This window comes from Sphingomonas sp. HT-1 (genome assembly GCF_048568905.1).
Lineage (GTDB): Bacteria > Pseudomonadota > Alphaproteobacteria > Sphingomonadales > Sphingomonadaceae > Sphingomonas.
In genome coordinates, this window is record NZ_CP183770.1 from 1587567 (window position 1) to 1610094 (window position 22528).

The following is a 22528-nucleotide window of genomic DNA, read 5'->3' on the forward strand; positions in this document are numbered from 1 at the left end:
GAAGGGGAACGCGGGCGGCAGCGGTCACGCCTCGTCCCTCACGACGCGAGCGACTTCTTCCACCGTGGTCACCCCGATCTGCAGCTTTGCCACGCCGTCATCGAGCAGGCTGGGGTTATCCCTTCGCGCATGGCGTTCGATCTCTGCCTCGCTGGCACCATCATGGATCAGCTTCTGGAACACGTCGTCCACCGCAACGACCTCGTACAGCCCGGCCCGACCGCGATAGCCTTCGTCATGGCACTGGTCGCACCCAACTGCGCGCCATACCGGCGCCCCGACCGGCAACGCGCCGCCGAGCAGCACCGAATCCGCCGTGCTTGCCACGTCCTCGCGCCGGCAGCTCGGGCACAGCCGCCGCACCAGTCGCTGCGCGCACAGCCCGACCACCATCGGCGCGAGCAGATAGCGTTCGACACCCATGTCGATCAGCCGGGTCACCGATCCCACCGCGCTATTGGTGTGCAGCGTCGACAGCACAAAATGGCCGGTCATCGCCGAGCGCACCGCCACCTGCGCGGTTTCCTGATCGCGGATCTCGCCGACCATGATCACGTCCGGATCCTGGCGCAGGATGGCGCGCAGCCCGCGCGCGAAGGTCATGTCGGTGCGCGGATTGACCTGGGTTTGTGCCACGCCGGGCAACTCATATTCGATCGGGTCCTCGACCGTCATGACGTTGCGCTTGCGGTCGTTGAGCCGGGTAAGCGCGGTGTAAAGCGTCGTCGTCTTGCCCGAGCCGGTGGGCCCGGTGACGAGCAGGATGCCGTGCGGCCGCTCGAGCAGCCGGCCGAACACCGCTTGGTCGCGCTCGCTCATGCCCAGGCCCGAGAGGTCGAGCTTGAGCGAGCCCTTCTCCAGCAGACGCAACACCACCCGCTCGCCGTGCTGGGTCGGGATGGTCGAGACGCGGGCGTCGACATCGTGCCCGCCGATGCGCAGCGTCACGCGGCCGTCCTGCGGCACGCGCCGCTCCGCAATGTCGAGCTTCGCCATCACCTTGATGCGGCTCACCAGCAGCGGCGCCAGTGCCCGCGGCGGCTCGATCATGTCTCGCAGCACGCCGTCGACGCGAAAGCGGACGACGAGGCGCTTTTCCTGCGTCTCAACGTGCACGTCCGAAGCGCCTTCCTTCACCGCCTCCAGCAGCAGGGCGTTGATCAACCGGATCACCGGCGCGTCATCTCGCGTATCGAGCAAATCGTCGACGCTTGCTGCACTGTCCGCAAGCGCCGCCAGATCCATGTCGCCAAGGTCGATATCGGCGGCGGCGCCCCCGGCCCCGCCATAGGCTTCCCCGAGCGCGCTATCGAAGGCCGCGCCCTCCAGCCGCACGAAGCGTGCGCCCGGCGCCAGCCGCTGCACCTCCAGCAGCCCCTCCAACCCCGCATCGGCACGATGGACGCATTCGATCCCCTCGGGCGCAGCGCGGAGCAGCACGCCGTGCCGACGGGCGAAGCCATAGGGCAGGTTCGGCACGTCGGCGATGATCATCGGACAAGCTCCACGGTGGCCGAAACACGCCCGGGCGCGCCGAGGCCCTGCACAGTGACGGTGCGCACCCGCAGATCGCTGGTCGTCGTCACATCGGCGAGCCAGTTGACCAGCGAATCATAGCTGGCATCGGCAACGCTGGCGCGCACGCCGCGGTCGATCGGCGCAGTGGTCAACGCGACGCCGAAACCTCCGGCCGATTGGGTGACGATGTCCGCGGGGGCGCCGGTGCGGCGCTGCGGCCGAGCCGTCGTCAGCGTGCCGGCTGCGCGAATGCGGGCTTTCAGCGTCTCGTAGGTGCGGATGTCCGCCAGCGCGGCCGCCCGCGCACCCTGGATCGGCTTGACCACGCCATAGACGAACAGCAACCCTACAAGCAGCACGATCAGCACCGCCAGCATCCCGCGCTCGCGTGAGGAGCGCGCCTGCCACCATTGGCCGCCGCGGCTCAGCCCGGCATCCAGCGTCGGCAGCTGCGTGCGAATGAAATCCCTCATAGCGCGCTCGCCGTAATGCGGATCGTCCCTGCTGGCGAGGCCGTTGCCTGCCCCTTGATGTTCGCCCCGCGCAACGCTGCCGCGATTCGCGTCGCCATGTCCGGCGCACTGGCCGCACAATCGATCGTCAGCACATTCCCCTCGAACCGTATCGCTTGTGTCGAGAGCGAACCGGCCATCGGACTCAGCGCGGCGGAAAGCCGGGCCAGCAGCGGCACGAATCGATCCGGCGCGCCGGTGGCACTAGGCAACAGATCGGTTACCCGAGCCTGAAAGTCGCCTGAAAGATCGACGCCCGGCGCTGCTATTGCGACCAATTCGCGCGTTTCCGCCGCACGACGCTTTGCGATAATGCTTAGCATTAACGCATCTGCACCTGCGATCGCGACATGCGCCAACGCGCCAAGGGCCACGATCCAGCCTAGTCGGCGCAAGGCGCCGGACGACCGCGGGCGCCGTACGGCATAAGCGCCCTGTCGCAGATCGAGTTCCGCTTTGGCTATAGCAGCACGCGCCTGCAGCGTGCGCGGATCCGGGGATGTAGCCTGTACCGGCATTTCCGCGCCGACTGGTTCGCCCAAATGGTAGAGCCGCGGGCATCCCGCCGCTTCCCAGGCGGCTTGCAGCAACGGGGCGGGTAGCGCGAATCCGGTTCCATCGGCTGCGAGTACGAGCGCCCGGCCCTCACGAATCTCGACCGTCCAGCCTTGCCCCGGTCGGGGCAGCAGCAACGCGTCCGGCACCATCGCCGCGTCGCCAAGGCCCTGCGATTCGGCAAGGCGAACCCAATCGGCCATGGTCTCGTCGCGAACCGCGCCGACCAAATAGCGCGCCGGCGCCTCTAGCGGATCTAGCTTCCCGCCCAGCGCCAAGTGCAGCACATCGATCGGCTCTGCCACCTGGTCCTCGATCGCGAAGGGCAGCGCCGCCAGCCGTCGGGCTCGATTCGGCAACGGCAGGTCGACCGCAAGCAGGCGCACGCGCTCCGTCGGCACGAGGATGGTTGCGGGCCCATCGGCGTCGACTATGATCAGGCGGTCGCCCGCCAGCGTCCACAAGCCCGCGGCGTGCGGTGACGGCGGTTCCGGCGATCGGACGCCGTGTGTCATGGAAGCTTCATGGGATGGACGCATGGGGCGGGGATGCGCATAGTTTTGAAACCATTTTGTGACATCGCATCGCAGCGCTTCGCACGCAAGCACCTCCAGGTCGAGGAGCATGAAGCCGGGCTGACGCTGATCGAGATGCTGATCGTGCTCGTGATCATTGCGGTGGTCGCTGGCCTCATTACCACCAACGTCATCAGCCGTCCGGACGAGGCGCGGGTTACCACCACCAAGGGCAACATCGCCAGCATCGAAGGCGCGCTGAAGATGTACCGCCTCGACAACGGCGAGTATCCCTCGACCGAACAGGGCCTGAAAGCGCTGGTCGAGAAACCCACGCTGCCGCCGGTGCCCGCTAATTGGGCGCAGGGCGGTTATCTCTCCGACGCGCCGCTGGATGCCTGGGGGAAGCCCTACGAATACAAGTCCGAAGGCGGCGGCTTCGCGATTCGCTCGTTCGGGAAAGACGGCAAGCCCGGTGGCGAAGGCGTGGATGCCGACCTTGAAGGCAAGGGCTGATGCCGCTCGGGGGGACGTTCTGTGTTCCCCTGCCCATTGGGGAGAGGGCTGAAGCAGATCGCCGCTTTTTCCATCTCGGCCCCTCCCTCAGCCTCTCCCATGGGCGGATGAGGAACCTCGCCGTCGCACCTTCCCAAACCGGCATGACGCTGATCGAAATGCTGATCGTTCTCGCGATCATCGCCGTGGCCGCGGGCGCGGTGACGCTGGGGATCGGTGCGGCTACCCGCAAACCCAGCGTGGAGACCGAAGCGCGCCGCCTCGCCTCCCGCCTGCAGGCCGCCGCCGACGACGCGATGCTCGGCGATCGACTGATCGCTTTCACCGCCGAAAAACACGGCTATGGCTTCGCCACGATCGGTATGGACGGCAAGATGATCCCCCGCACCGACGATGCGCTGGCGCCGCACACGCTGCCTGCCGGCATCACCGTCACGCTTGACGTCCGCCCGCCGGTGGTGCTCGGCGTCGATGGTTCTGGCCGCCCGCTGGCCGCCACGGTCGAAAATGGCAGCCAGCGCTGGATCGTCCGCTATGATGGGCTCACCGCCACTGCAGTACCGGCGCCAGTATCGTGACAAGGGACGAAAGCGGCTTCTCGCTGATCGAGGCTCTCGTGGCGCTGGCGGTGCTCGCCATTGCAACGGTCGGCCTGATGCGCACCGTGCAGACGCATATCGATTCGACGCGTGGGCTGGAGCGCCGCGCCGCCGCCATGTGGGTGGCCGAAAACCGGCTGGCCGAACTGGAAGCGGGCATCGGCGGCACCCCGCAGGTAGAGATGCTGGGCGAACGCTGGCGCATCGCGGTCGATCGTCGCAGTACCAGCGATCCTGAAATCGTGCGGGTGCGGATCAACGTGTTTCCTGCCGCCGAGAAGACACCGCTTGCATCGCTCGACGGCTTCGTGGACGGGCGAAGGGAATGAATCGTCTGTCTCTCAATCCGCGCCAGACGCGCACCGCGCTCGATCTGCTGACCGGCGCCGTCGTTGTCTCGGTCGCTATCGCGCTTGCCGGGCTGACATGGCGGATTGCCGGCCATGCCGGCACCGGTGCGATCACGGTACCGTCGGGCCGGAGCGCCCCCGCCGTCGCACCCGATATGAGCGCCGCGATCGCGCTGGCGCCGTTCGGCAAGGCGGTGGTGGTCGATGCGCCGCAGCCGACTACGCTGCCACTCGAACTCAAGGGTATCGTGGCAGCGATTCCAGCCGAACTGTCCGCCGCGTTCATCGCCGTGAATGGTGCGCCGCCTCAATCCTTCCATGTCGGCGAAGCGGTGAACGGCGCGACGATTGCTGCCATTCAACGCGATCGTGTGCTGTTCGACAATGGCGGCCAGCGCGAATTCCTCGCTTTTCCCGATCCCACCCTGTCGCCCGAACAGCGACAGGCCGCAGCGGCCGCACCCCCGAATCAGCCCGCGGCTCCGGCCCAGCTCACGCCGCCGCCGGGTGCGCCGCCCGCCCCGCTGCCGGGCAACAGCGCCGCCGTGTTGCAAAAGTTCGGCGCTACGCCCACGGCGGAAGGATTCCGGATCGGCACCGGAGGCCCGCCGGGCATGCAGGCCGGCGACGTTATCACCTCGGTTAACGGTACGCCCTTGTCTGATGGGCAAGCGGCCAATGCCGCGTTCGCCGCCGCGCAGCAGAGCGGCTCCGCACAAGTTCAGATTTTGCGTGACGGCAGGCGGATCACGCTTACCGTTCCGCTCCGTTGAAGAGAGAGCCCGTGAAGATTCGCTCCGCCCTTGCCTGCCTCGCCCTGTCGCCGATGCTGCTCGATCCGCTGGTCGTAACGGCGCAGACGGCCGCGCCGCAGGATGCCGCCGATGTGGTAATCAATATGCGCGGGGTGGAGATCGCCGACGTCGCCGACCAGATCTCTCGAATCACCGGCCGCACTCTGATCCTCGATCCCGCCGTGAAGGGCGTAGTGACCGTTACCTCGTCCAGCCCGCTTACCCCGGGCGGCGTGTGGGATCTTTTTCAGTCGGTGCTGCGCGCTAATGGCTATGCGGCGGTGCGCTCCGGCCGTGCCTGGCGGATCGTGCCGGCAGCCAATGCCGTGCGCGACGGGGGTGTGCCCGCGCGCGGCATTGCCGGCCAGGAGCTGGTGACGCGGATGGTGCGCCTGTCCAACGTCCCCTCTGCCGATGCCGCCCGCATCGCCCGGCCGCTGGTGGCGAGCTTCGGCAGCGTCGAGCCGCTAACCGCGCCCAACGCTGTCGTCATCACCGATTATGCCGACAATGTCCGCCGCATTGAATCGATCATCCGCCAGCTCGACGGCGGCGGCGGCGCCACCTTCGCCGCAATTGCACTCAAGAATGGCAGCGCGCCGGCCGTGGCCCAGGCGGTGCAGAACGTACTGGGCGGCGATCAGGCCAGCGGAACCCGCGTCGCCGCTGACGAGCGCAGCAACACCGTGATCCTGCGCGGCACGCCCGCATCGGTCGCCGAAGGCCGCCGCATCGTCGCCTCGCTCGATCTGCCGGGCGGATCAACGCCGATCACGCGAATGCTCCGCCTGAACTATGCCGATGCCGAGACGGTGACGGAAGTACTGCGCGGCGTACTCGGTCTGGGCGAGAGCGTCGACAATCCGGTCGCGAGCAGCCTTTCGGGCGCGAACGCCAATCCTTTCGCCCGGCTGGCGGCACAAAGCAGCCTTTCCGCTGCCGCGGCGGGCGCAGCCGGCACCACCGGCACCAGCAACACGACCAGCGGCGCCGGGGTGCAGGCAGCAACCGGCACGACCACGCCCACGATGCAGTCGACAACGCCGCAGACTCCCAAGGGATTCTCGACGCCGGAGCTGACGGTGCAACCCGCGCCGGAGCTGAACGCCATCGTCGTCCGCGGCGCGCCCAGCGCGATCGCCTCGATCGAACCGCTGATCCGCGATCTCGACGTACGCCGGCCGCAGGTGCTGATCGAAGCCGCAATCGCCGAGATCACCGGCGACGATGCCGAGGCGCTGGCGGTGCAGATCGGCACCAGCGGCGCGGTGCTGGACCGGCTCGGCGCCGGCACTTCATTCACTGCCGGCGGCACCTCGCTCGGCACGATCCTTACTGCGCTGGGCGTGCCGGCGGGCACGCTTCTGGGCACCGGCGCCACCGGCTTCACCGGCAACTTCAAGATCGGCGACGATTTCTCGGTGCTGCTCCAGGCGCTGGGCACTTCGACGCGCGCCAACCTGCTGTCCACGCCGCAGATCACGGTGCTGGACAATGTCGCAGGCGAGTTCATCGCCGGCCAAAACGTGCCGTTCGTCACCGGATCGATCCTCACCAACACCAGTTCGGCGACGCCTTACAACACGATCGAGCGCAAGGATGTGGGCATTACGCTTCGCGTGCTGCCGCGGATCAATGCGGGCGACACGATCCGCCTGCAGGTAAACCAGGAAGCATCCGCTATCGCCAGCACCACCGTGTCGCAGGCCTCTGACATCATCACCAACAAGCGCGCGATCAACACCACCGTCTTGGCGGATAATGGCTCGACGATCGTGCTCGGCGGCCTGACGGCGGACGATTATCAGGACACCCGCCAGCAGGTGCCGATCCTGGGCAACATCCCGCTGATCGGCGAGTTATTCAAAAGCCGCCGCGAACAGCGCCAGAAGCGCACCCTGTTCATCTTCCTCAAGCCCACCATCCTGCGCGACGGCGCCGATGCCAGCGCGGCCGCCAAGGATCGTTATGCCCGGCTGCGGGCCGACGAGGCGGAGAACGGCCGGCGCAACAGCCTGCTGCTCGCGCCGCCGCCGGCGCGGCTGAAGGTGGAGATCGACGGGATCTACTGAGCCGTCGGTTCTGGGTCGGCGGCGGGTAGCGGAACCCGCGCCCGCTGGCCACCGCGGCTGAACAGCGCGGCGTCGATCGAAAGCGACTCGAGCCGCCAACCATCGACGCTGTCCCCGATCGCGAGCGAACGGCTGGTGCCCTGCGCGGTGCGGACCAGCGCCACCGCATCGCTGCCGAGCCGGCCGACGATGCCCGTCAGTAGCGGAGCGTCGGGCGGCAGCGCATTGTCCTCCGGGGCCGCATCCGCGAACAGCGGCCGATCGAATGCATGGGTGAGCGGGACTTCGATCGGCGTCACAAGCGGCGGCAGCGCGCGGGCAGACTGCAGGGACGGTGCGGCGGCAGGGCGAAGCAACAGCAGCGGCATTGCTATCGCCACCAGAGCCGCGCCGCCCAGCGCGATCCAGTGCACGCGCGGCATCATCGCACCGCCCCGATCAGTTCGGCGCTTAACCGCACGCCGCCACCTTCCGCCGGCACCATCCGCCAGCTGCGGAAGCGGAGAACCGGGCGCTCACGTTCGATCGCGTCCGCCAGCGCGACGACGGCCTTTTCCGGTCCGGACAGGCGCAGCGTGATGATGACCAGCGGCGGGCGCGCGTTTGCCGGCGCCATCGCTTCCACCAGCACGCCCCCGCTCCGCGCCAGCCGTTCGATCCGCGCGGCGATCATTGCCTCCGCCTGGGCGGCGGGGAAGGCGAGCGCCGGCGACATCACGGCAGCCGCCTCGATGGGCGCCGCCGCCTTCCCGGCAACGATCGCCTTCTCCAACCGCGCCTTGGAAAGGGCGCCGATCGCCATCCCCGTCAAGGGCGCTAGCAGAGCGACCAGCAGCAGCCCCGCCAACGTCCCCCACAGGATCGGCCGCCGCGTCATGCGCCCGCCCGCCGCAGCAGCACGATCGTCCGCCCCTCGGCTTCCCGCTGGCGCACGTCGCGCAGGCCGGAAAGGGCCGCCGTCCGCCGGAGCGCGGCCCGGAGCGCATCGGGATCGCTGGTCGCGACTTCGATTTCGAGCTGCGCGTCGGCCCGCCGTTCGACTCGGAGCAGCGTAGCATCGGCCGGCAGAGCCGCCGCCAGCCGATCGATCATGGCGGCCGGCCCCGGCTGCTCGATCGCCTGGCGCAACCATTGCCGCGCCCGGCTGCGTTCCTGCTCGGCGTCCATGCGCGGCGCCAAGGCCGTGGCGATCCGTGCCTCTTCCTGCCGGGCAGCGCGTGTCAACAGCGCCGCGCCCGCGATCGTCGCGAGCGGGCCAGCAGCAAGGACGAGGGGCAGGATCAACGCGATCCGGCGAGGCCGGGTGGCCGGAAGGGGGCCCGCCTCAAGCTCCGATCGCGATCCCATCCGTGCCCGCAGCCTGGCCGCCGCATGGCCTACTAGGCTGAGACGGGGGGGCAGAGGATCGGGATCGGAAGCATCCGGCGTCATCTGTCCGCGCTTAACCTGCTGCGGCGGCTTCGCAAGTGTCACATGACTGACCGCGATTCGACATCGATCCGCAACCCCCGCTCCATCATGCCTTCATGTCCCTTCCCCATGGGCGAGAGGCGTTCCGTGCCCATGTCCCGGATACTAGAGGGGGATTCGATGACCGACCTAACCGAAACGTCGTTCGGCTATACCGACGGCGATGTAGATACCAATCACAGCACCGCGACCTCGCTCAACGACCTGGCAGACCAGCGTTATTCGCGTCGCACCTTGCTGCGCGGATCGAGCGCGATCGTCGCCGCCACGATGGGCGGTTCGGTGCTCGCCGCGTGCGACAACAACGACATGAGCAGCGATGCGGCGCCGACGGTAACGGCCGGCGGAGCCGTGACCACGTCCTCCGGCCGCATGGTGACGCTGAACGGCACCGCAACCGACGACAAGCAGATCGCGACGATCGCCTGGACGCAGGCGAGCGGCCCGCTGATCACCCTGGCCAATCCGAACAGCAACACCGTCTCTTTCATGGCACCGGTTGTCGCCGCGGCAACCGATTTCCGCTTCCGCTTCGCCGCTATCGATTCGACGGGGCAGACCCGCTGGGCCGAGACCACCGTGACGGTGAATCCGCCGGCACTGGGCTTCACCGCGGTCGCCAAGAACAAGCTGGACGTTGTAACCGTGCCGACCGGCTACACCGTCAGCGTGATCAACCGCACCGGCGATCCGATCGCGGCCGGCGTGCCCGCCTACAAGAATGACGGCACCGATACCAACTTCGCCCAGCGCATCGGAGACCATGGCGACGCGCTCTATTGGTTCGGCCTCAGCGCTACCGGCACGCGCGACGAGACCAGCTCGACGCGCGGCCTGCTCGTGCAGAACCACGAGAACATCAACGATCAGTATCTGCACGTCGCGGGCGCCACCACCGTCAATGGCGCGCGGCCTGAATCCGAAGCGCAGAAGGAAATCGACTGCCACGGCGTGTCGGTGACCGAAGTCGTCGAAGGCGCGAACCGCGTGTGGAGCGTAAAGCAGGATTCGACCTTCAACCGGCGGATCACGCCGGCGACGCCGATGGTGTTCAACGGCCCGGCACGTGGCTCCGATCTGCTCAAGACCGTCTTTTCGCCCACCGGCGTGGCCGGCCGCGGCACGATCAACAATTGCGCCAACGGCTACACGCCCTGGGGCACCTCGCTGACCTGCGAAGAGAATTGGGCCGGCTATTTCCGCCGCAGCGGCGACACTGCGAACCGCACCGCGAAGGAGCTCACTGCGCTCAGCCGCTATGGCGTGACGAGCAGCACGGGCAGCTATGGCTGGTCGACCGTGGTGGCCGCGGACAGCACCAACACGCTGTTCCGCCGCTGGGATGCGCGCGCCGGAACGGGTGCCGCCACCGGCGATTTCCGCAACGAGCCGAACCAGTTCGGCTGGGTTGTCGAAGTCGATCCCTATGCACCGACCTCCACGCCGCGCAAGCGCACCGCGCTGGGCCGCATGGGGCATGAGGGCTGCTGGCCGGGCGCATTCGTCGCTGGTCGGAAGCCGGCCTGGTACATGGGCGACGATTCGCGCCGCGAATACTTCTACAAGTTCGTCTCGGCGACTGCCTGGGCAGCAGCCGATGCGAATGCGACCGACCGCCTGGCGATCGGCGACAAATATCTCGATGCTGGCACGCTGTATGTCGCCAAGTTCAACGCCGACGGTACCGGCACCTGGCTGCCGCTGGTCTACGGCCAGAATGGCCTGGACGCGAGCAACGCCGCCTATCCGTTCGCGGATCAGGCAGACGTGCTGGTGAACACCCGTCTCGCCGCCGACAAGCTGGGCGCGACGCCGATGGATCGCCCAGAATGGACGGCGGCGAACCCGGTGACGGGCGAGATCTACCTCACCCTCACCAACAACAACGCCGCTGGTCGTCCGCTGAACGGCACCGACGCCGCCAATCCCCGCCATTATAACGACCCCAAGGCGGGTTCGGCGCAGTATGGCAACCCGAACGGGCACATCATCCGCATCAAGGAAGCCACGACCGAGGCGACCAGCTTTACCTGGGACATCTATGGCTTTGGCGCCGGCGCCGACCTGGACAAGACCAACATCAACCTTTCGTCGCTCGACGACAGCAACGACTTCTCCAGCCCCGACGGCCTGATGTTCGCCCGTGCGAGCCATGCCGGCGGCCAGGTGAAGCCGATGCTGTGGCTGCAGACCGACGACGGCGCCTATACTGACGTCACCAACTGCATGATGCTGGCGGCCCAGCCGGGCACGGTAGGCGATGGCGGCGCACGCACCATCACCAACACCGGCTCGGGCGGCGTCACCGCCACCCAAGCGACCCGCATCGGCGCGGCGCCGGGCGCCAATCTCCGCCGCTTCCTGGTCGGCCCGATCGAATGCGAGATCACCGGCGTGGATTCGACGCCGGATGGGCGCACGCTGTTCGTCGGCATCCAGCACCCCGGCGAAGGCGGCACACCCGCGGCGCCGACCAGCAACTGGCCCGACACCCAAGCCGGCGGCACCGTCGCGAAGACGATCCGCCCGCGCTCGGCCGTGGTGGTGATCACCAAGAATGACGGCGGCGTCGTCGGCCTCTGATCCGGTACGCCACGACCAATCGTAAGGGGGAGGTCCGCCAGGGCCTCCCCTTTTTTGTATCAGCGCGTACAGTCTGGGCGAGCGGGAGACGATGATGCAAATTGCAGTGCTGACGTTCGACGGGTTCAACGAACTGGATTCGTTTATCGCCGCCGCGATCCTCAATCGCCTGCGGCCGCGCGGCTGGACTGCCCATATCACCTCGCCGACCGAGCGAGTGACGTCGCTCAACGGCGTTACAATCCACCGTCAGAAGCCGCTCGCCTTCGCGGCAGAGGCCGATGCCGTGCTGATCGGCAGCGGAATCAGGACGCGCGAGATCGCCGCCGATGCAGACCTGCTGGGCGAGATCCGCCTCGATCCGGCACGCCAGCTTATCGGCGCACAATGTTCGGGTACGTTGCTGCTGGCGCGGCTGGGACTCATCGCCACCCTGCCCGCCTGCACGGACCTGACCAGCAAGCCCTGGGTGATCGAAGCGGGCGTGGACGTTCTTGATGCGCCGTTCGTGGCGCACGGCAATGTCGCCACCGCAGGCGGCTGTCTCGCCTCGCAATATCTGGCCGCCTGGATGATCGCGCGCGCCGCTGGAGAAGCGGCCGCGCGCGAGGCGATCCATTATGTCGCGCCGGTGGGCGAGAAGGAGGAAACGGTCGCCCGCACGCTTGGGGTCGTCGCTCCGTTCCTTCTCGCCGACGCCACCGTTACCGGTCGGTACGGCTGACGATCTTGGCGGTGCCGTCCGGCGTGATGGTGATCATGTGCGCCGCACCGCCCTGGCAGTTGGCGCGCCACAGGGGATTGCCGTCCTGATCGGGCAGCCGCTCCGACTTGTCGACATGCTCGCAGGTGAGCCCCGCATCCATGATCGCGCGGATGAAGACAACGTTGCGCTGCGCATCATTCATCGCGATCACCTGCGCGGCGACGTTGTTGCCGGCATCACCATTGTCGACCACGGCGTTGCTTTCCGCTGCGGTATCGGCGGCGGCATTGCCGGTCGCCTCGCCGCCCGATTGGCACCCGGCCAGCGCCAGCAGCGCCAGGGCTGGAAGAAGGATCGGCTTGGTCATGGCTCTATTCTCCAGATGTCCCGGCGCGGAGGGATCCGCGCCGGGTTTGGTCCATCATGCCGCCAAAGCATCTGCGATTGTGAAGGTTCCGGATCGATCCCGTGCCTTCACCGCTCATAGGCCTTGGGCAGCGCGCTTTCGGTGGGCTTCCAGTAGCGATCGCGCAAGCGCGTCTGGCGTGTGGCCAGCGACTGTTCGATGCCGTCGACGAACAGCTTTACGGGCGCGCTGCCGATCTCGAGCGGATCGCCGTCCCACACCACCACGTCGCCGGCCCGGCCGGGGCGCAGCGATCCATAGCTTTCGCCCATGCCCATCGCCTCAGCAGGCTTCGAGCTGATCGCGGCGAAGGCCGCGTTCCAGTCGAGCCCGGTCGCGCCCGGCACGCGGGTCAGCGCCACCAGATTGCCGGCATATTGCTTCTCCAGCCGCGCCTGACGCGCTTCGTCGTCGTTGATCGTGCCGATGCCGACCAGCACGCCCGCCGCCTGCATCCGCCCGACGTTCGACTGGGTGGCGGCAAGCTGTTCGAAACTCACGGGAAGATCGGTCAGCGCATTCGCGATCACCGGCACGCCCGCGGCGGCGATTTCCTTCGCCACCGTCCAGCCTTCGGTTGCGCCGATCAGCACCAGCTTCAGCGCCGGCGTCTCGCGCTTAAGGTCCAGCAGCACCAGGATGTCAGATGCGCGCTCGACATGGACGAGGAGCGGCACCTTGCCCTGCACTACCGGCGCAAGCGCCTCGGCGTCGGCGCGGGTGAGGAAGGCATCCTTGCCCCGGTCCGCAAAGCTTGCCGGGTTACGGGCGAAATCGCGCAGCTGGGCGAAGACGTTGCGCAGCATCGCCACCGCCGCCGGACGGCTGCCACCCGCCAGCTGGCCGCCGCTTTCGCCGAATTCCATGAACTGAAACGCCCGCGGCCGCGCAACCGTGTGCAGATCGCTGCGCAGATCGATCACCGCGCCCTGGCCGGCGAAGATCGATCCCTTGCTGGCTTCCGGCGCAACGACGGCACGGGTAACGCCCTCTGCCCGGTTGATCGCGATCGGCGTCGCGCGCGGGTTCACCGCCGGTGCCACGTCGAGCGCGGCGTTGAACGGCGAATTTCCTGCCGACGCGTCGTTGGTCGGGCCGACGGCATCGACCTCGACAATGCCCATGCGGGTAAAGCCGGCGAAAATGCCGGGCGTGACAAAGCGTCCGCCCGCATCCATCGCCTGCATGCCCGCGGGCACTGCCACGCCGCGGCCGGCGGCAACGACTTTGCCGCCGCGCACCACCACGGTACCGCCCTCGACCGGCGCGGAGCCGTCGCCGATTACCAGTTTGGCGTTGGTGATCGCCACATCCTGCGCGATCGCAGGCGCCGCAAGTCCGATACAGGCCGCGGCGGCGAGAAACATGCTCTTCATCACTTCACATCCCCCTCACCCGGCTGGCCGAGCTCGAAATCGGAAACCGGTCGGCGCTTGGGATCCTTCGCATCGTAGAGCAGTGCACCATCGACCCACACCATCTCGGGCCGCGTATAGACGCTGTACGGATTGCCGTTCCACAGCACCACGTCCGCCATCTTGCCGGGCTTCAGGCTACCGGTCTTATCGGCGATGCCCAGTGCCAGCGCGGGGTTGTAGGAAAGCCACTTCCACGCCTCTTCCTCGCTGATCTGGAACCCGCCGCGCAGCGCGGAAGCGCGCGCCTTGGCAACTTCCTGGTTCAGCCGCTGGATGCCGTTCGCGTCGTCCGAATGGATCATCGCACAAGCGCCTTCCTTCTCCAGGATGGCGAGGTTCTCCGGAACCGCGTCGTAGGACTCCATCTTGAAGCCGTACCAATCGGCCCAGACGGCGGCGCAGGTGTTGTTCGCCTTCAGCAGGTCGGAGATCTTATAGGCTTCCACGGCGTGGTGGAATGCCGAGACATGGTAGCCGAACTCCTTGGCCATATCCATCACGATGGCCATTTCGTCGGCGCGGTAGCAGTGGTTCTGCACCCGGATCTCGCCTTCGATCACGCCGCGCAGCGTATCCATGGCGATGTCGCGCGCGGGCGGCTCGCCGCCGTCCTTCTCATACTTGTCCCAGCGACGCTTGTATTCGACCGCTTTCGCCCAGGTCTGGCGATCGACGGCGACGTTGCCCATGCGCGTGGAGGGCTGGCGGCCGCGGCTGCCATAGACGCGTTTGGGGTTTTCGCCGCACGCCATCTTCAGACCATAGGGGGCACCGGGGAACTTCATCCCCTGCATGGTGCGGGCATAGACGTTCTTCAGCACCACCGATCGGCCGCCGAACAGATTGGCCGATCCTGGGAGGATCTGCAGCGTCGTCACTCCGCCGTTCGTCAGCGCGCGGCCGAAGCCCGGATCCTGCGGCCAGACGCTGTGTTCGGCCCAGACATCGGCGGTGACCGGCCCGGTCGCCTCGTTGCCGTCGGAATGCGCATCGACACCGGGCGAGGGATAATCGCCCAGATGGCTGTGAATATCGATCACGCCCGGCGTCAGATACTTGCCCTGCCCGTCGATCACCGTCACGCCGGCGTCCGCCGCCAGATTCTGCCCGATCGCCACGATCTTGCCGTCGTGGAACAGCACCGCCCCGCGTTCGATCCGCCCGCCTTCGCCATCAAAGATGGTGACGTTGGTCACCAGCGTCGGCGTGCCGGCATAGGCCCGGTAGGTGGAAGGAAAGGGATCGTGGCTATAGCCTTTGCCGATCCCCGGCCCCTTGCCTTGTCCCGCCCCCTGTCCGGATGCTGCCTTGGCGGCGGTGGATGGGCGGCCGCCATCCCCCGCGCAGCCGACCAGGGCGGCGCATGCGGCCACCATCGCCAATGTTCTAATCAAGCGTGACTCCTCGCAAGGTTCTGATTTGCCCCGGTAGGATTGATCGCCGCAGACAGGAGTTTTGGCAAGCGCGCGCCGCCACACCGGAAAAGAAATCGCGCAACTCCGCCACATACGGATCAGTCCCTATGGCTTTTCGCTTTGATATAACGGATGCTAGCATGCTCGTGGCCCTCGGCTTCGACCTGTGCAGGGGCAGGTGGTTTGCGCGTTGAAGAACAATATTATCCGATGGGCTTCCGTCCATCGCGCAGGAGCAGGACTGTGGCCAAGGGGCTGGCCCTGTTTGCAATGCTTTGCAGCGCCGTTGCGCTGTCAGGCTGGGCATTCGGCTTGCCCATCCTCTATCAGTTCGTCCCAGGCACGCATCCGATCTGGCCGCTGACGGCGCTTGCCTATGGCTTCCTGGCGACCGGCGTCCTCGCAGACAGCGGCGAACGCCCGCGTCTCGCTCGCTTCTTGCTGGCGGTGCCGCTCATGATCGCCATCGGCGCGACCCTGCAACCGCTGATCGACGACGGCTTCGATTTTGGGATCGACTTTGCCAGCGGCGTCGCGCGGCACGCCGCGCACGTCCATGCCGGCCGACCGGGCGTGAATGCGATCGTCAATTTCCTGATGCTCCCCCTTGCCGTGCTCGCACGACGGAGCCGCCGACAATTGCTGCGGGATGTCGCGCCTCTGATCGCCATGGCCCCGCTCGCGCTGGCGGTGGCATCGGCGACGATGCTGCTCGTTTCCGGCGATCCCGCCAAGCTGAACATAGGGTTGCGCGCATCGGTACCGGGTACCGTGATGGCGCTTTCCATCACCGCCGCGGTGCTGTTCGGGCGCAACGCCGCGGTTTCGCGGCTGGGGCGGGTGGAACGCTCCGATCCGGTCCGCATTCAGGCCGTGGTGGCCGCCGCAATCATCCTGCCCGCGCTGCCGGCGATGATCGAACTAGCACTGGAGCGGGGCTCCCATGGCAACTCCACCTTCGGGCAGATCGTGCTGATCCTGTTCAACCTGATCGCAATCGGTCTGGTTTCCTTCTGGGCCGTCCACCGGGTCAGCCGCGAACAGGCGGCGCGCGCCGAGCTCTCCGTGGCGCTGGACAGCGCGATCGTGATCATCACCGATCCCGCCGGCACCATCCTCCATTGGTCGCGCGGCTGCGAACAGCTTTACGGCTGGCGCGAAGACGAGGCGCTGGGCCAGAACAAGTACATGCTGTTGCGGGCGCAATGCCCCAGCTGGCAGAACAGCTATTCGCTGCCCGACGCCGATGGCGCGCAGGAACTGATCGAACAGCGCAAGGACGGAAGCGAGATCCATGTGATCGAGCGGCTGCAGCATTTCGATGCTTCCGGCCGTCCGGAAGTCGTCGTGCACAACATCATCGACATCTCCGAGCGCGTTTCAGCGCTGCGGGCGCTGCGCGCCAGCGAGGAGCGATTGGCGCAGGCCACCGCCGCGCATGAACTGGGCATTTTCGACCTGGATCTGGGGAGCGGGCGGATCGAATGGTCCCCCGGAATGGAGCAGCGCCTGGGGCTCGCCCCCGGCGCGCTTTCCACGCTCGATTCCTGGCGGGAGCATGTGCTGCCGGAGGACCTGGAGAGCCTGCGCACAACCGTGCTTCGGGCCGTGCCGGAACGCTCCGAGCGGGTTTCCTTCCGCTATCGGCTGATAAAGGGCGGCGCGACCGGGCGCACGCTCGAGGGATCGGCTCGGTGCTTCTATGACAACGAAGGCGCGCTGGTGCGGGTGGTCGGCGCGGTGCTCGACATCACCGAGCGGGACGAACGCGAGGTGGCGCTCCGCCGTCGCGAGGCGCAGCTGCGCACGGTGCTGGAAACCGTTCCCGACGCGATGATCGTGGTCAACGCGCAGGGCACCATCCTGCAGTTCAGCACCGCTGCCGAAAGCCTGTGGGGCTATCGCGCCAGCGAAGTGGTCGGGCGCAACTTCACCATGCTGGTACCGGAGGAAGAGCAGGAGCCCAACGAGTCCGTATTCCGCCGCTTCATTGAAACCGGCCAAGGGCTGATCGGTGAAGTCCTCGTCGGCACCGCGCAGACTGCGGACGGCCGGTGCTTCCCTGCCGAACTGCGCGCCGGTGCCGCGAAGAGCGATGACGACATGCTCATCACCGTCTTCATCCGCGACCTGACCGAGCGCGTCGCCGCGGATCAGCGGCTGAGCGAGCTCAACAACGAAATCGCCCATGTGTCCCGCCAGAGCGCGATGAGCGAAATGGCGGCCGATCTCGCTCATGAGTTGAACCAGCCGCTCAGCGCGACGGGCAACTTCCTGGCAGCCGCGCGCATGCTGATCGAGCGCGGAGAATCCGGCGAGCGGGTCACGGACCTGCTGCGCATGGGTTCCGAACAGACGCAGCGCGCCGGCGAGATCATCCGGCGGCTGCGGGCATTCGTGGCGCGCGGCGAAGTGGAAATGCGGGTCGAATCGGTCGAGCGCACGATCCGCGACGCGGTCGAACTGGTGCTGGTCGGTACCGGCCACTTCAACCTGCGCGTCAATTATCAGTTCGATCGCGCGGCCCGTTTCATCCTCGCGGATCGCATCCAAGTGCAGCAGGTTTTGGTTAATCTGTTGCGCAATGCCGTGCATGCATTGAAGATGGTGGCGCCAGACGACCGTCAGATAACAATCACTTCCGAAAAACTACCCGACCAATTGATCGCGATTACGGTTACCGACAGCGGCCCGGGCATTCCGCCGCACGTCTTGGAAAGCTTGTTCTCGCGTTTCAGCACCACGAAGGGAGGATCCGCCGGAATGGGTATTGGACTTTCGATCAGCAAGCGTATCATTGAAGGCCATGGCGGGGTACTAAGCGCGGAAAACGATCCAGCAGGGGGGGCATCGTTCCGCTTCACCTTGCCAGCCGTGGAAGAAGGTGAAGAATAATGACCCGAACCATCTACATCGTTGACGACGACGATGCCGTCCGCGCTTCGCTGCACAGCCTGTTGTCCGTCCGGCCCGACCTGATCGTGCGCGGCTATCGTTCGGGGGATGCGTTCCTGACGCAGGTCGCCGAACTGGATCCCGGCGTCGTGCTGCTCGATTTCCACATGCCCGGATCGAGCGGGCTCGACGTGCTTGTGAAGCTCGATCGGTCCCCGAAGTTCGTCGCCATCGTGCTGACGGGCCAGGGCAATGTCGGCCTAGCGGTACAGGCGATGAAGGCGGGGGCGCTCGATTTCATCGAAAAGCCCTACGAAGCCGAGTTCCTGCTGAAGGTAATCGACCAGGCCTTCTCGCGTCTCGAAGAGGATAGCGAGGCGGCCGCACGCGTCGCCGGCGCGGAGGCGAAGATCGCCAAGCTCTCGCCGCGCGAAACCGATGTGCTGAAGGGGCTGATCGAAGGTCGCTCGAACAAGATCATCGCTTATGAGCTCGATATCAGCCCACGCACGGTGGAAATCTATCGCGCCAACCTGATGGAGAAGCTGGAAGTGCGCAGTCTGTCCGAAGCGCTGCGCATCGCGTTCGCCGCCGGGCTGTTTCCGAAAAGCTGAACCTACGGCCGCATTCCGAAGGCGGCGCCCGGCGCACACACGTCGCCTTCGGGATTGCTGCCTATCGCTGCGTCAATGCGTGGTCGCGGCCCCGCGCAGCAGTGCCGAGATCGAAGCAACCGGATCGTCCGCCCGGACATAATGGACATGGTCGGCGCCGTCCGCTGCGTGCTCCATCCCGATGATAACGACGAGGCGCCAGGCCGCATCGGCCGCCAGTGCATCGATGCCGCCCGGGTGTCGGGCAGCAGCAGCCGCGTCCGCGACCAGCGTGGGCGATTGCGAGGTGAGCCGGGCGATCCGCCCCGCGTCGACATTTTCCATGCTGACGACGTCGGCGCCGGCCAGCGCGAGTCGCGCCGCAAGCATGCTGCGCAGCCCCGCCTCATCGATCATCAGTATCACTAGCATGTTCGCGAAAACCAATCCGAACATCTCGCCACCACCCGCCCCTGCCGCTCGACACCAGCGCCGGGGGCGAAGGTTGTCTCCGTTCTGAATAGCATAACGCCGGGCCGGGAACTTCAAAATTCGCGGGCACCCACGGCAGATGCCGGCCGCCCGTCTCGCCGCGGCTGATCGGGCACGCACCAAAAAAGCCCCGGAAGTGCTTCCGGGGCTCTGCTGGTGCTTGCGGAAGGATCGGGATCAGGCGGCTACGGCGCGTTCCTGCCCCGCCAGTCCTTCCATGACCGACCGATTTACCTCGACCAGCGCCATGACCGATTCACGACCGGCGACGACATCGCTGGTGAACCGATCGACCCACAGGCCGAGCGAAATGATCTTGGCGCGCAGATCGTTCGGCAGGTTGTTGCCGCGCGTGCCGCAGTCGGTGACGAATACCGACCACATCTCACGGTTGCGATAGAGCGCCGGCATCAGGAACGCGCCCTTCAACCCGGCGTCGTGCGCCGCCATCATCTCACCGGTGATTTCGCGCATCAGCCGCAGTTCCGCGGCGCGTGGCGTCTCGGCCCGGCTGCGGGCCGCCTGATAAGCATTGATGGTCATCGTGGCTCCTTTGCTACTGCCCTATTCTAGGAAGATTTTGCCGGGTTGGTTCTTCGCCCTCCTATAAGATTCGTGCGTCCCATGGTGCGGGCGCATCTCCAGGGACAGGGCCTTGACCGACTTCATCCTTCCGCATGCCTTGCCGACCGCGCTCGACGGACGCGACACGGTGGCGCTGCTTTCGCTCGATTGCTTCGACACCTTGCTGTGGCGCGATTGCCATGCGCCGCGCGACCTGTTCGATGCGCTGCCGGAAATCACTGCGCTGCAACGCCAGTGGGCGGAAACGCGCGCACGCACGGCCGCGCTAATGCAGCATCGGCGCAACGAAGTGACGATCGGCGAGATCTATCGCCAACTTTTTCCCAACGCCGGCCGCGCGGTGATCGAGGCGGCTGTCCGCCACGAAATCGACGCCGAGGCGCGTCACTGCTTCGGGTTCCAACCCACCGTGGCGCTGATGCGTGAGGCGAAGCGCCGGGGCATCGGCGTCATCATCGTATCCGACACCTATCTCGATGCGGAGCAGTTGCGCACGCTGATCGCCCGCGCCGCGGGAGACGATGTCGCAGCCCTGATCGATCGGATCTTCTGCTCGTCGCGCTATGGTCGCTCTAAGGCGGAAGGCCTGTACGAAGACGTGCTGAAGGCGCTGAAGCGCGCGCCGGGCACCATCCTGCATATCGGCGACAACAAGGCGGCGGATGTCGGGGGCGTCGCGCCGTTCGGGGTGCAGACGCTTCACCTGCAACAGTTCGCGGCGGGCACCGAACAGCGCCTGCGCATGGAATCGGCCGTTGGAGCGATGCTCCACCCGCGTCTGCCGGGCGTGATCGGCGGGCAGCAGCCGCACCGCGCCGCACTCGCCGCTGCGGAGCCGCTGATCACCGACGATGCCGAAGCGCTGGGCTTCTCGGTGCTCGGCCCAGTGCTGCACGGGTTCGAACGCTGGCTGCAACAGGAGGCGGCAACGCTGCAGGCCGAACGCGGCGGCACCGTGCATTGGCTGTTCATGCTTCGCGACGGGCTGCTGCCCATGCGTGTGCACCAGACATCCGGGCATGCCGCCATCGGCCATCCGGTCGAGATCAGCCGCTTCACCGCCACCGCCGCGTCGCTGACCAGCGATGCCGCCGTGGATCGCTATCTCCAGTTCGAGCTCGGCACGGATCTGGAGGCGGTCACGCGCCAGCTGATGCTGCCGGCGCCCGAAGCGAAGCAGTTGCTGCGCGGCTTGCCAAAGGAAAACGGCCGCCTGGCGGCGTTCCTGCGCGAGATCCGCAAGCCTTTGCGAATGAAGCAGATCCAGAAATCGGCTAAAGCCTTTGGCGATCGGCTGGAGGCGCACGTCCGGGCCATGGTGGATCCGCAGCCCGGCGACACGCTGATGCTGGTCGATCTCGGCTACAACGGATCGGTCCAGAACCAGATCGACACCTTGCTCGCCAAGCGTTTCGACGTGCACGTCGCTGGCCGGTACCTGCTGCTGCGCGAGCAGTTCCGCAGCGGCTTCGACAAGAAGGGCCTGATCGACGAAAGCGGCTATGATGCGCACACGCTCGAGGCGATGGCGCTCAACGTCGCGGTGCTAGAGCAGATCTGCACGGCGGCTCAGGGCTCGACCGTCGACTACCAGGCGGACGGCACGCCGATCCGCAAGGGCAACAGCATCAAGGGCCGACAGAGCGAAACGCGTGAGCGCATCCAGAGCGGCGTGGTTCGGTTCGAACGCGAACAGGCGGCGATGCGGCTGCGCGGCGCTCCGATCGACGAGCTAAGTTTGTGGCGGAACGCCGCCACCGCCACGCTCGCCCGACTGATGTACCTGCCCCTGCCGCACGAGCTGGCGGTGCTCAACGCGTTCGAACACGACATCAACCTGGGCGTCGACGATACGGTGGCGCTGTTCGATCCGGAGATCGCCCGGCGCGGGCTGCGGCGGCGCGGGCTGTTCTACATGAAGGGTTCGGAACGGATGTACCTGCCCGCCGAACTGCACGGCGAAGGCATGCCGATACGTCTTTCGCTGCTCACCCAAAAGCGGTTCGGGCTCCCGTTCAAATATGCGGATTTCGTCGACAGCACGATCTCGCTGCCGCTGATCGTTGCGGATGGCACCACGGCGTCCACCGGCACCGTTACCGCAACGCCCACGCACGACGGCTATTATCTAGCCCCTATCCCGATAGGCGATTGCCGCTTCTCGGTGGGAGTGCAGTTCGGCCAGCTATTCGATTGGGTGCAGGTGGAAAGCGCGGTGTTCATGCCGGTCGAACGCTTCCTCAGTGAAACCCAGCGGCCGGGGGAAGAGGAACAGGATGCCGCGCCCTCGCTGGAGGGAATGGTGCAGGCAGCGCCTCACCTGTTCCACTGCGAGAACGAATTTGCCTTCATGATGGTGCCGCCGCCGCCTCGCGCCGACGATCGGCCGATGATGCTGGCGATCACCTTCCGCCCGATTGCGCGGCGGGAAACGCAGGCGGCCGAAGCGCCGCAGCACGCGGCGCCGGTGCACGCGCCGGGCGTACGCTGAATCGTCACTAAGCAATAGTCCCGAGCCACCGCTGCGTCCCAAA

Annotated in this window: 21 protein-coding genes; 10 read left to right on the forward strand and 11 right to left on the reverse strand. The window is 66.7% G+C overall.

Annotation, left to right across the window (positions count from 1 at the left end):
- Positions 1–24: 24 nt before the first annotated feature.
- Genes ACNFJ7_RS07290 through gspL form a run of 3 tightly spaced genes read right to left on the reverse strand, consistent with a single transcriptional unit; the run spans position 25 to position 3100 of the window.
- A complete protein-coding gene (locus ACNFJ7_RS07290) occupies positions 25–1494 on the reverse strand; it encodes a GspE/PulE family protein (protein WP_019367871.1) in 1470 nt (489 codons plus the stop codon).
- Positions 1491–1991, reverse strand: coding sequence for a type II secretion system protein GspM (gspM, locus tag ACNFJ7_RS07295; protein ID WP_019367870.1), 501 nt, complete (start codon positions 1989–1991; stop codon positions 1491–1493). The genes ACNFJ7_RS07290 and gspM overlap by 4 nt, the downstream gene beginning before the upstream one ends.
- Positions 1988–3100, reverse strand: a complete 1113-nt coding sequence (gene gspL / locus ACNFJ7_RS07300; protein WP_050990105.1) for a type II secretion system protein GspL — start codon at positions 3098–3100, stop codon at positions 1988–1990. The genes gspM and gspL overlap by 4 nt, the downstream gene beginning before the upstream one ends.
- A gap of 45 nt (positions 3101–3145) precedes the next feature.
- On the opposite strand from gspL, the gene gspG reads away from it, so the two are divergent.
- The 5 genes from gspG to gspD all read left to right on the forward strand — a co-directional run bounded on the left by gspG (position 3146) and on the right by gspD (position 7431).
- Positions 3146–3616, forward strand: a complete 471-nt coding sequence (gene gspG / locus ACNFJ7_RS07305) for a type II secretion system major pseudopilin GspG (RefSeq protein ID WP_019367868.1) — start codon at positions 3146–3148, stop codon at positions 3614–3616.
- A 143-nt stretch (positions 3617–3759) separates the two neighbouring features.
- Entirely contained in the window at positions 3760–4194 is a 435-nt protein-coding gene (locus tag ACNFJ7_RS07310) for a prepilin-type N-terminal cleavage/methylation domain-containing protein (protein WP_019367867.1), read from the forward strand.
- Positions 4191–4544: a type II secretion system minor pseudopilin GspI gene (gene gspI / locus ACNFJ7_RS07315; RefSeq protein ID WP_019367866.1), complete on the forward strand. Its 354-nt coding sequence runs from the start codon at positions 4191–4193 to the stop codon at positions 4542–4544. Before ACNFJ7_RS07310 ends, gspI begins: the two co-directional genes overlap by 4 nt.
- Complete coding sequence (locus ACNFJ7_RS07320; protein WP_019367865.1) at positions 4541–5338, forward strand: type II secretion system protein N; 798 nt, start codon at positions 4541–4543, stop codon at positions 5336–5338. Before gspI ends, ACNFJ7_RS07320 begins: the two co-directional genes overlap by 4 nt.
- A gap of 11 nt (positions 5339–5349) precedes the next feature.
- Entirely contained in the window at positions 5350–7431 is a 2082-nt protein-coding gene (gspD, locus tag ACNFJ7_RS07325; RefSeq protein WP_026008835.1) for a type II secretion system secretin GspD, read from the forward strand.
- On the opposite strand, the gene ACNFJ7_RS07330 is transcribed toward gspD, so the two are convergent.
- From ACNFJ7_RS07330 to ACNFJ7_RS07340, 3 genes are read right to left on the reverse strand one after another with little or no spacing between them, the layout of a single operon-like run.
- Positions 7425–7856, reverse strand: a complete 432-nt coding sequence (locus ACNFJ7_RS07330; RefSeq protein WP_019367863.1) for a hypothetical protein — start codon at positions 7854–7856, stop codon at positions 7425–7427. The genes gspD and ACNFJ7_RS07330 overlap by 7 nt on opposite strands.
- Positions 7853–8308, reverse strand: coding sequence for a hypothetical protein (locus ACNFJ7_RS07335; protein WP_019367862.1), 456 nt, complete (start codon positions 8306–8308; stop codon positions 7853–7855). The genes ACNFJ7_RS07330 and ACNFJ7_RS07335 overlap by 4 nt, the downstream gene beginning before the upstream one ends.
- Positions 8305–8862, reverse strand: a complete 558-nt coding sequence (locus tag ACNFJ7_RS07340; protein WP_037512697.1) for a hypothetical protein — start codon at positions 8860–8862, stop codon at positions 8305–8307. Before ACNFJ7_RS07340 ends, ACNFJ7_RS07335 begins: the two co-directional genes overlap by 4 nt.
- 159 nt (positions 8863–9021) lie before the next feature.
- Between ACNFJ7_RS07340 and ACNFJ7_RS07345 the strand changes: the two genes are divergently transcribed.
- A complete protein-coding gene (locus ACNFJ7_RS07345) occupies positions 9022–11484 on the forward strand; it encodes a PhoX family protein (RefSeq protein WP_019367860.1) in 2463 nt (820 codons plus the stop codon).
- A 94-nt stretch (positions 11485–11578) separates the two neighbouring features.
- Positions 11579–12208 (forward strand): DJ-1/PfpI family protein, encoded by a 630-nt coding sequence (locus ACNFJ7_RS07350; RefSeq protein ID WP_026008834.1) that lies wholly within the window; start codon positions 11579–11581, stop codon positions 12206–12208.
- Here the strand turns inward: ACNFJ7_RS07350 and ACNFJ7_RS07355 are convergent.
- From ACNFJ7_RS07355 to ACNFJ7_RS07365, 3 genes are all read right to left on the reverse strand, one after another.
- Positions 12189–12557, reverse strand: a complete 369-nt coding sequence (locus ACNFJ7_RS07355) for a hypothetical protein (protein ID WP_019367858.1) — start codon at positions 12555–12557, stop codon at positions 12189–12191. The genes ACNFJ7_RS07350 and ACNFJ7_RS07355 overlap by 20 nt on opposite strands.
- A gap of 107 nt (positions 12558–12664) precedes the next feature.
- A complete protein-coding gene (locus ACNFJ7_RS07360; RefSeq protein WP_026008833.1) occupies positions 12665–13972 on the reverse strand; it encodes an amidohydrolase family protein in 1308 nt (435 codons plus the stop codon).
- Complete coding sequence (locus tag ACNFJ7_RS07365) at positions 13972–15390, reverse strand: amidohydrolase (protein ID WP_019367856.1); 1419 nt, start codon at positions 15388–15390, stop codon at positions 13972–13974. Before ACNFJ7_RS07365 ends, ACNFJ7_RS07360 begins: the two co-directional genes overlap by 1 nt.
- 351 nt (positions 15391–15741) lie before the next feature.
- Between ACNFJ7_RS07365 and ACNFJ7_RS07370 the strand changes: the two genes are divergently transcribed.
- On the forward strand, positions 15742–18324 hold the full coding sequence (locus tag ACNFJ7_RS07370; RefSeq protein ID WP_236704501.1) for a PAS domain S-box protein: 2583 nt from the start codon (positions 15742–15744) through the stop codon (positions 18322–18324).
- On the forward strand, positions 18324–18938 hold the full coding sequence (locus ACNFJ7_RS07375) for a response regulator transcription factor (RefSeq protein WP_019367854.1): 615 nt from the start codon (positions 18324–18326) through the stop codon (positions 18936–18938). The genes ACNFJ7_RS07370 and ACNFJ7_RS07375 overlap by 1 nt, the downstream gene beginning before the upstream one ends.
- A 72-nt stretch (positions 18939–19010) precedes the next feature.
- Here the strand turns inward: ACNFJ7_RS07375 and ACNFJ7_RS07380 are convergent, their stop codons facing one another.
- The gene (locus ACNFJ7_RS07380) at positions 19011–19349 is read right to left on the reverse strand and encodes a hypothetical protein (protein WP_236704502.1); all 339 of its coding nucleotides are present in this window, start codon (positions 19347–19349) and stop codon (positions 19011–19013) included.
- 237 nt (positions 19350–19586) lie between these two features.
- The gene (gene flaF / locus ACNFJ7_RS07385; protein ID WP_019367852.1) at positions 19587–19952 is read right to left on the reverse strand and encodes a flagellar biosynthesis regulator FlaF; all 366 of its coding nucleotides are present in this window, start codon (positions 19950–19952) and stop codon (positions 19587–19589) included.
- Positions 19953–20064: 112 nt separating this feature from the next.
- Between flaF and ACNFJ7_RS07390 the strand changes: the two genes are divergently transcribed.
- Positions 20065–22485: an HAD family hydrolase gene (locus ACNFJ7_RS07390; RefSeq protein WP_019367851.1), complete on the forward strand. Its 2421-nt coding sequence runs from the start codon at positions 20065–20067 to the stop codon at positions 22483–22485.
- Positions 22486–22528: the final 43 nt, after the last annotated feature.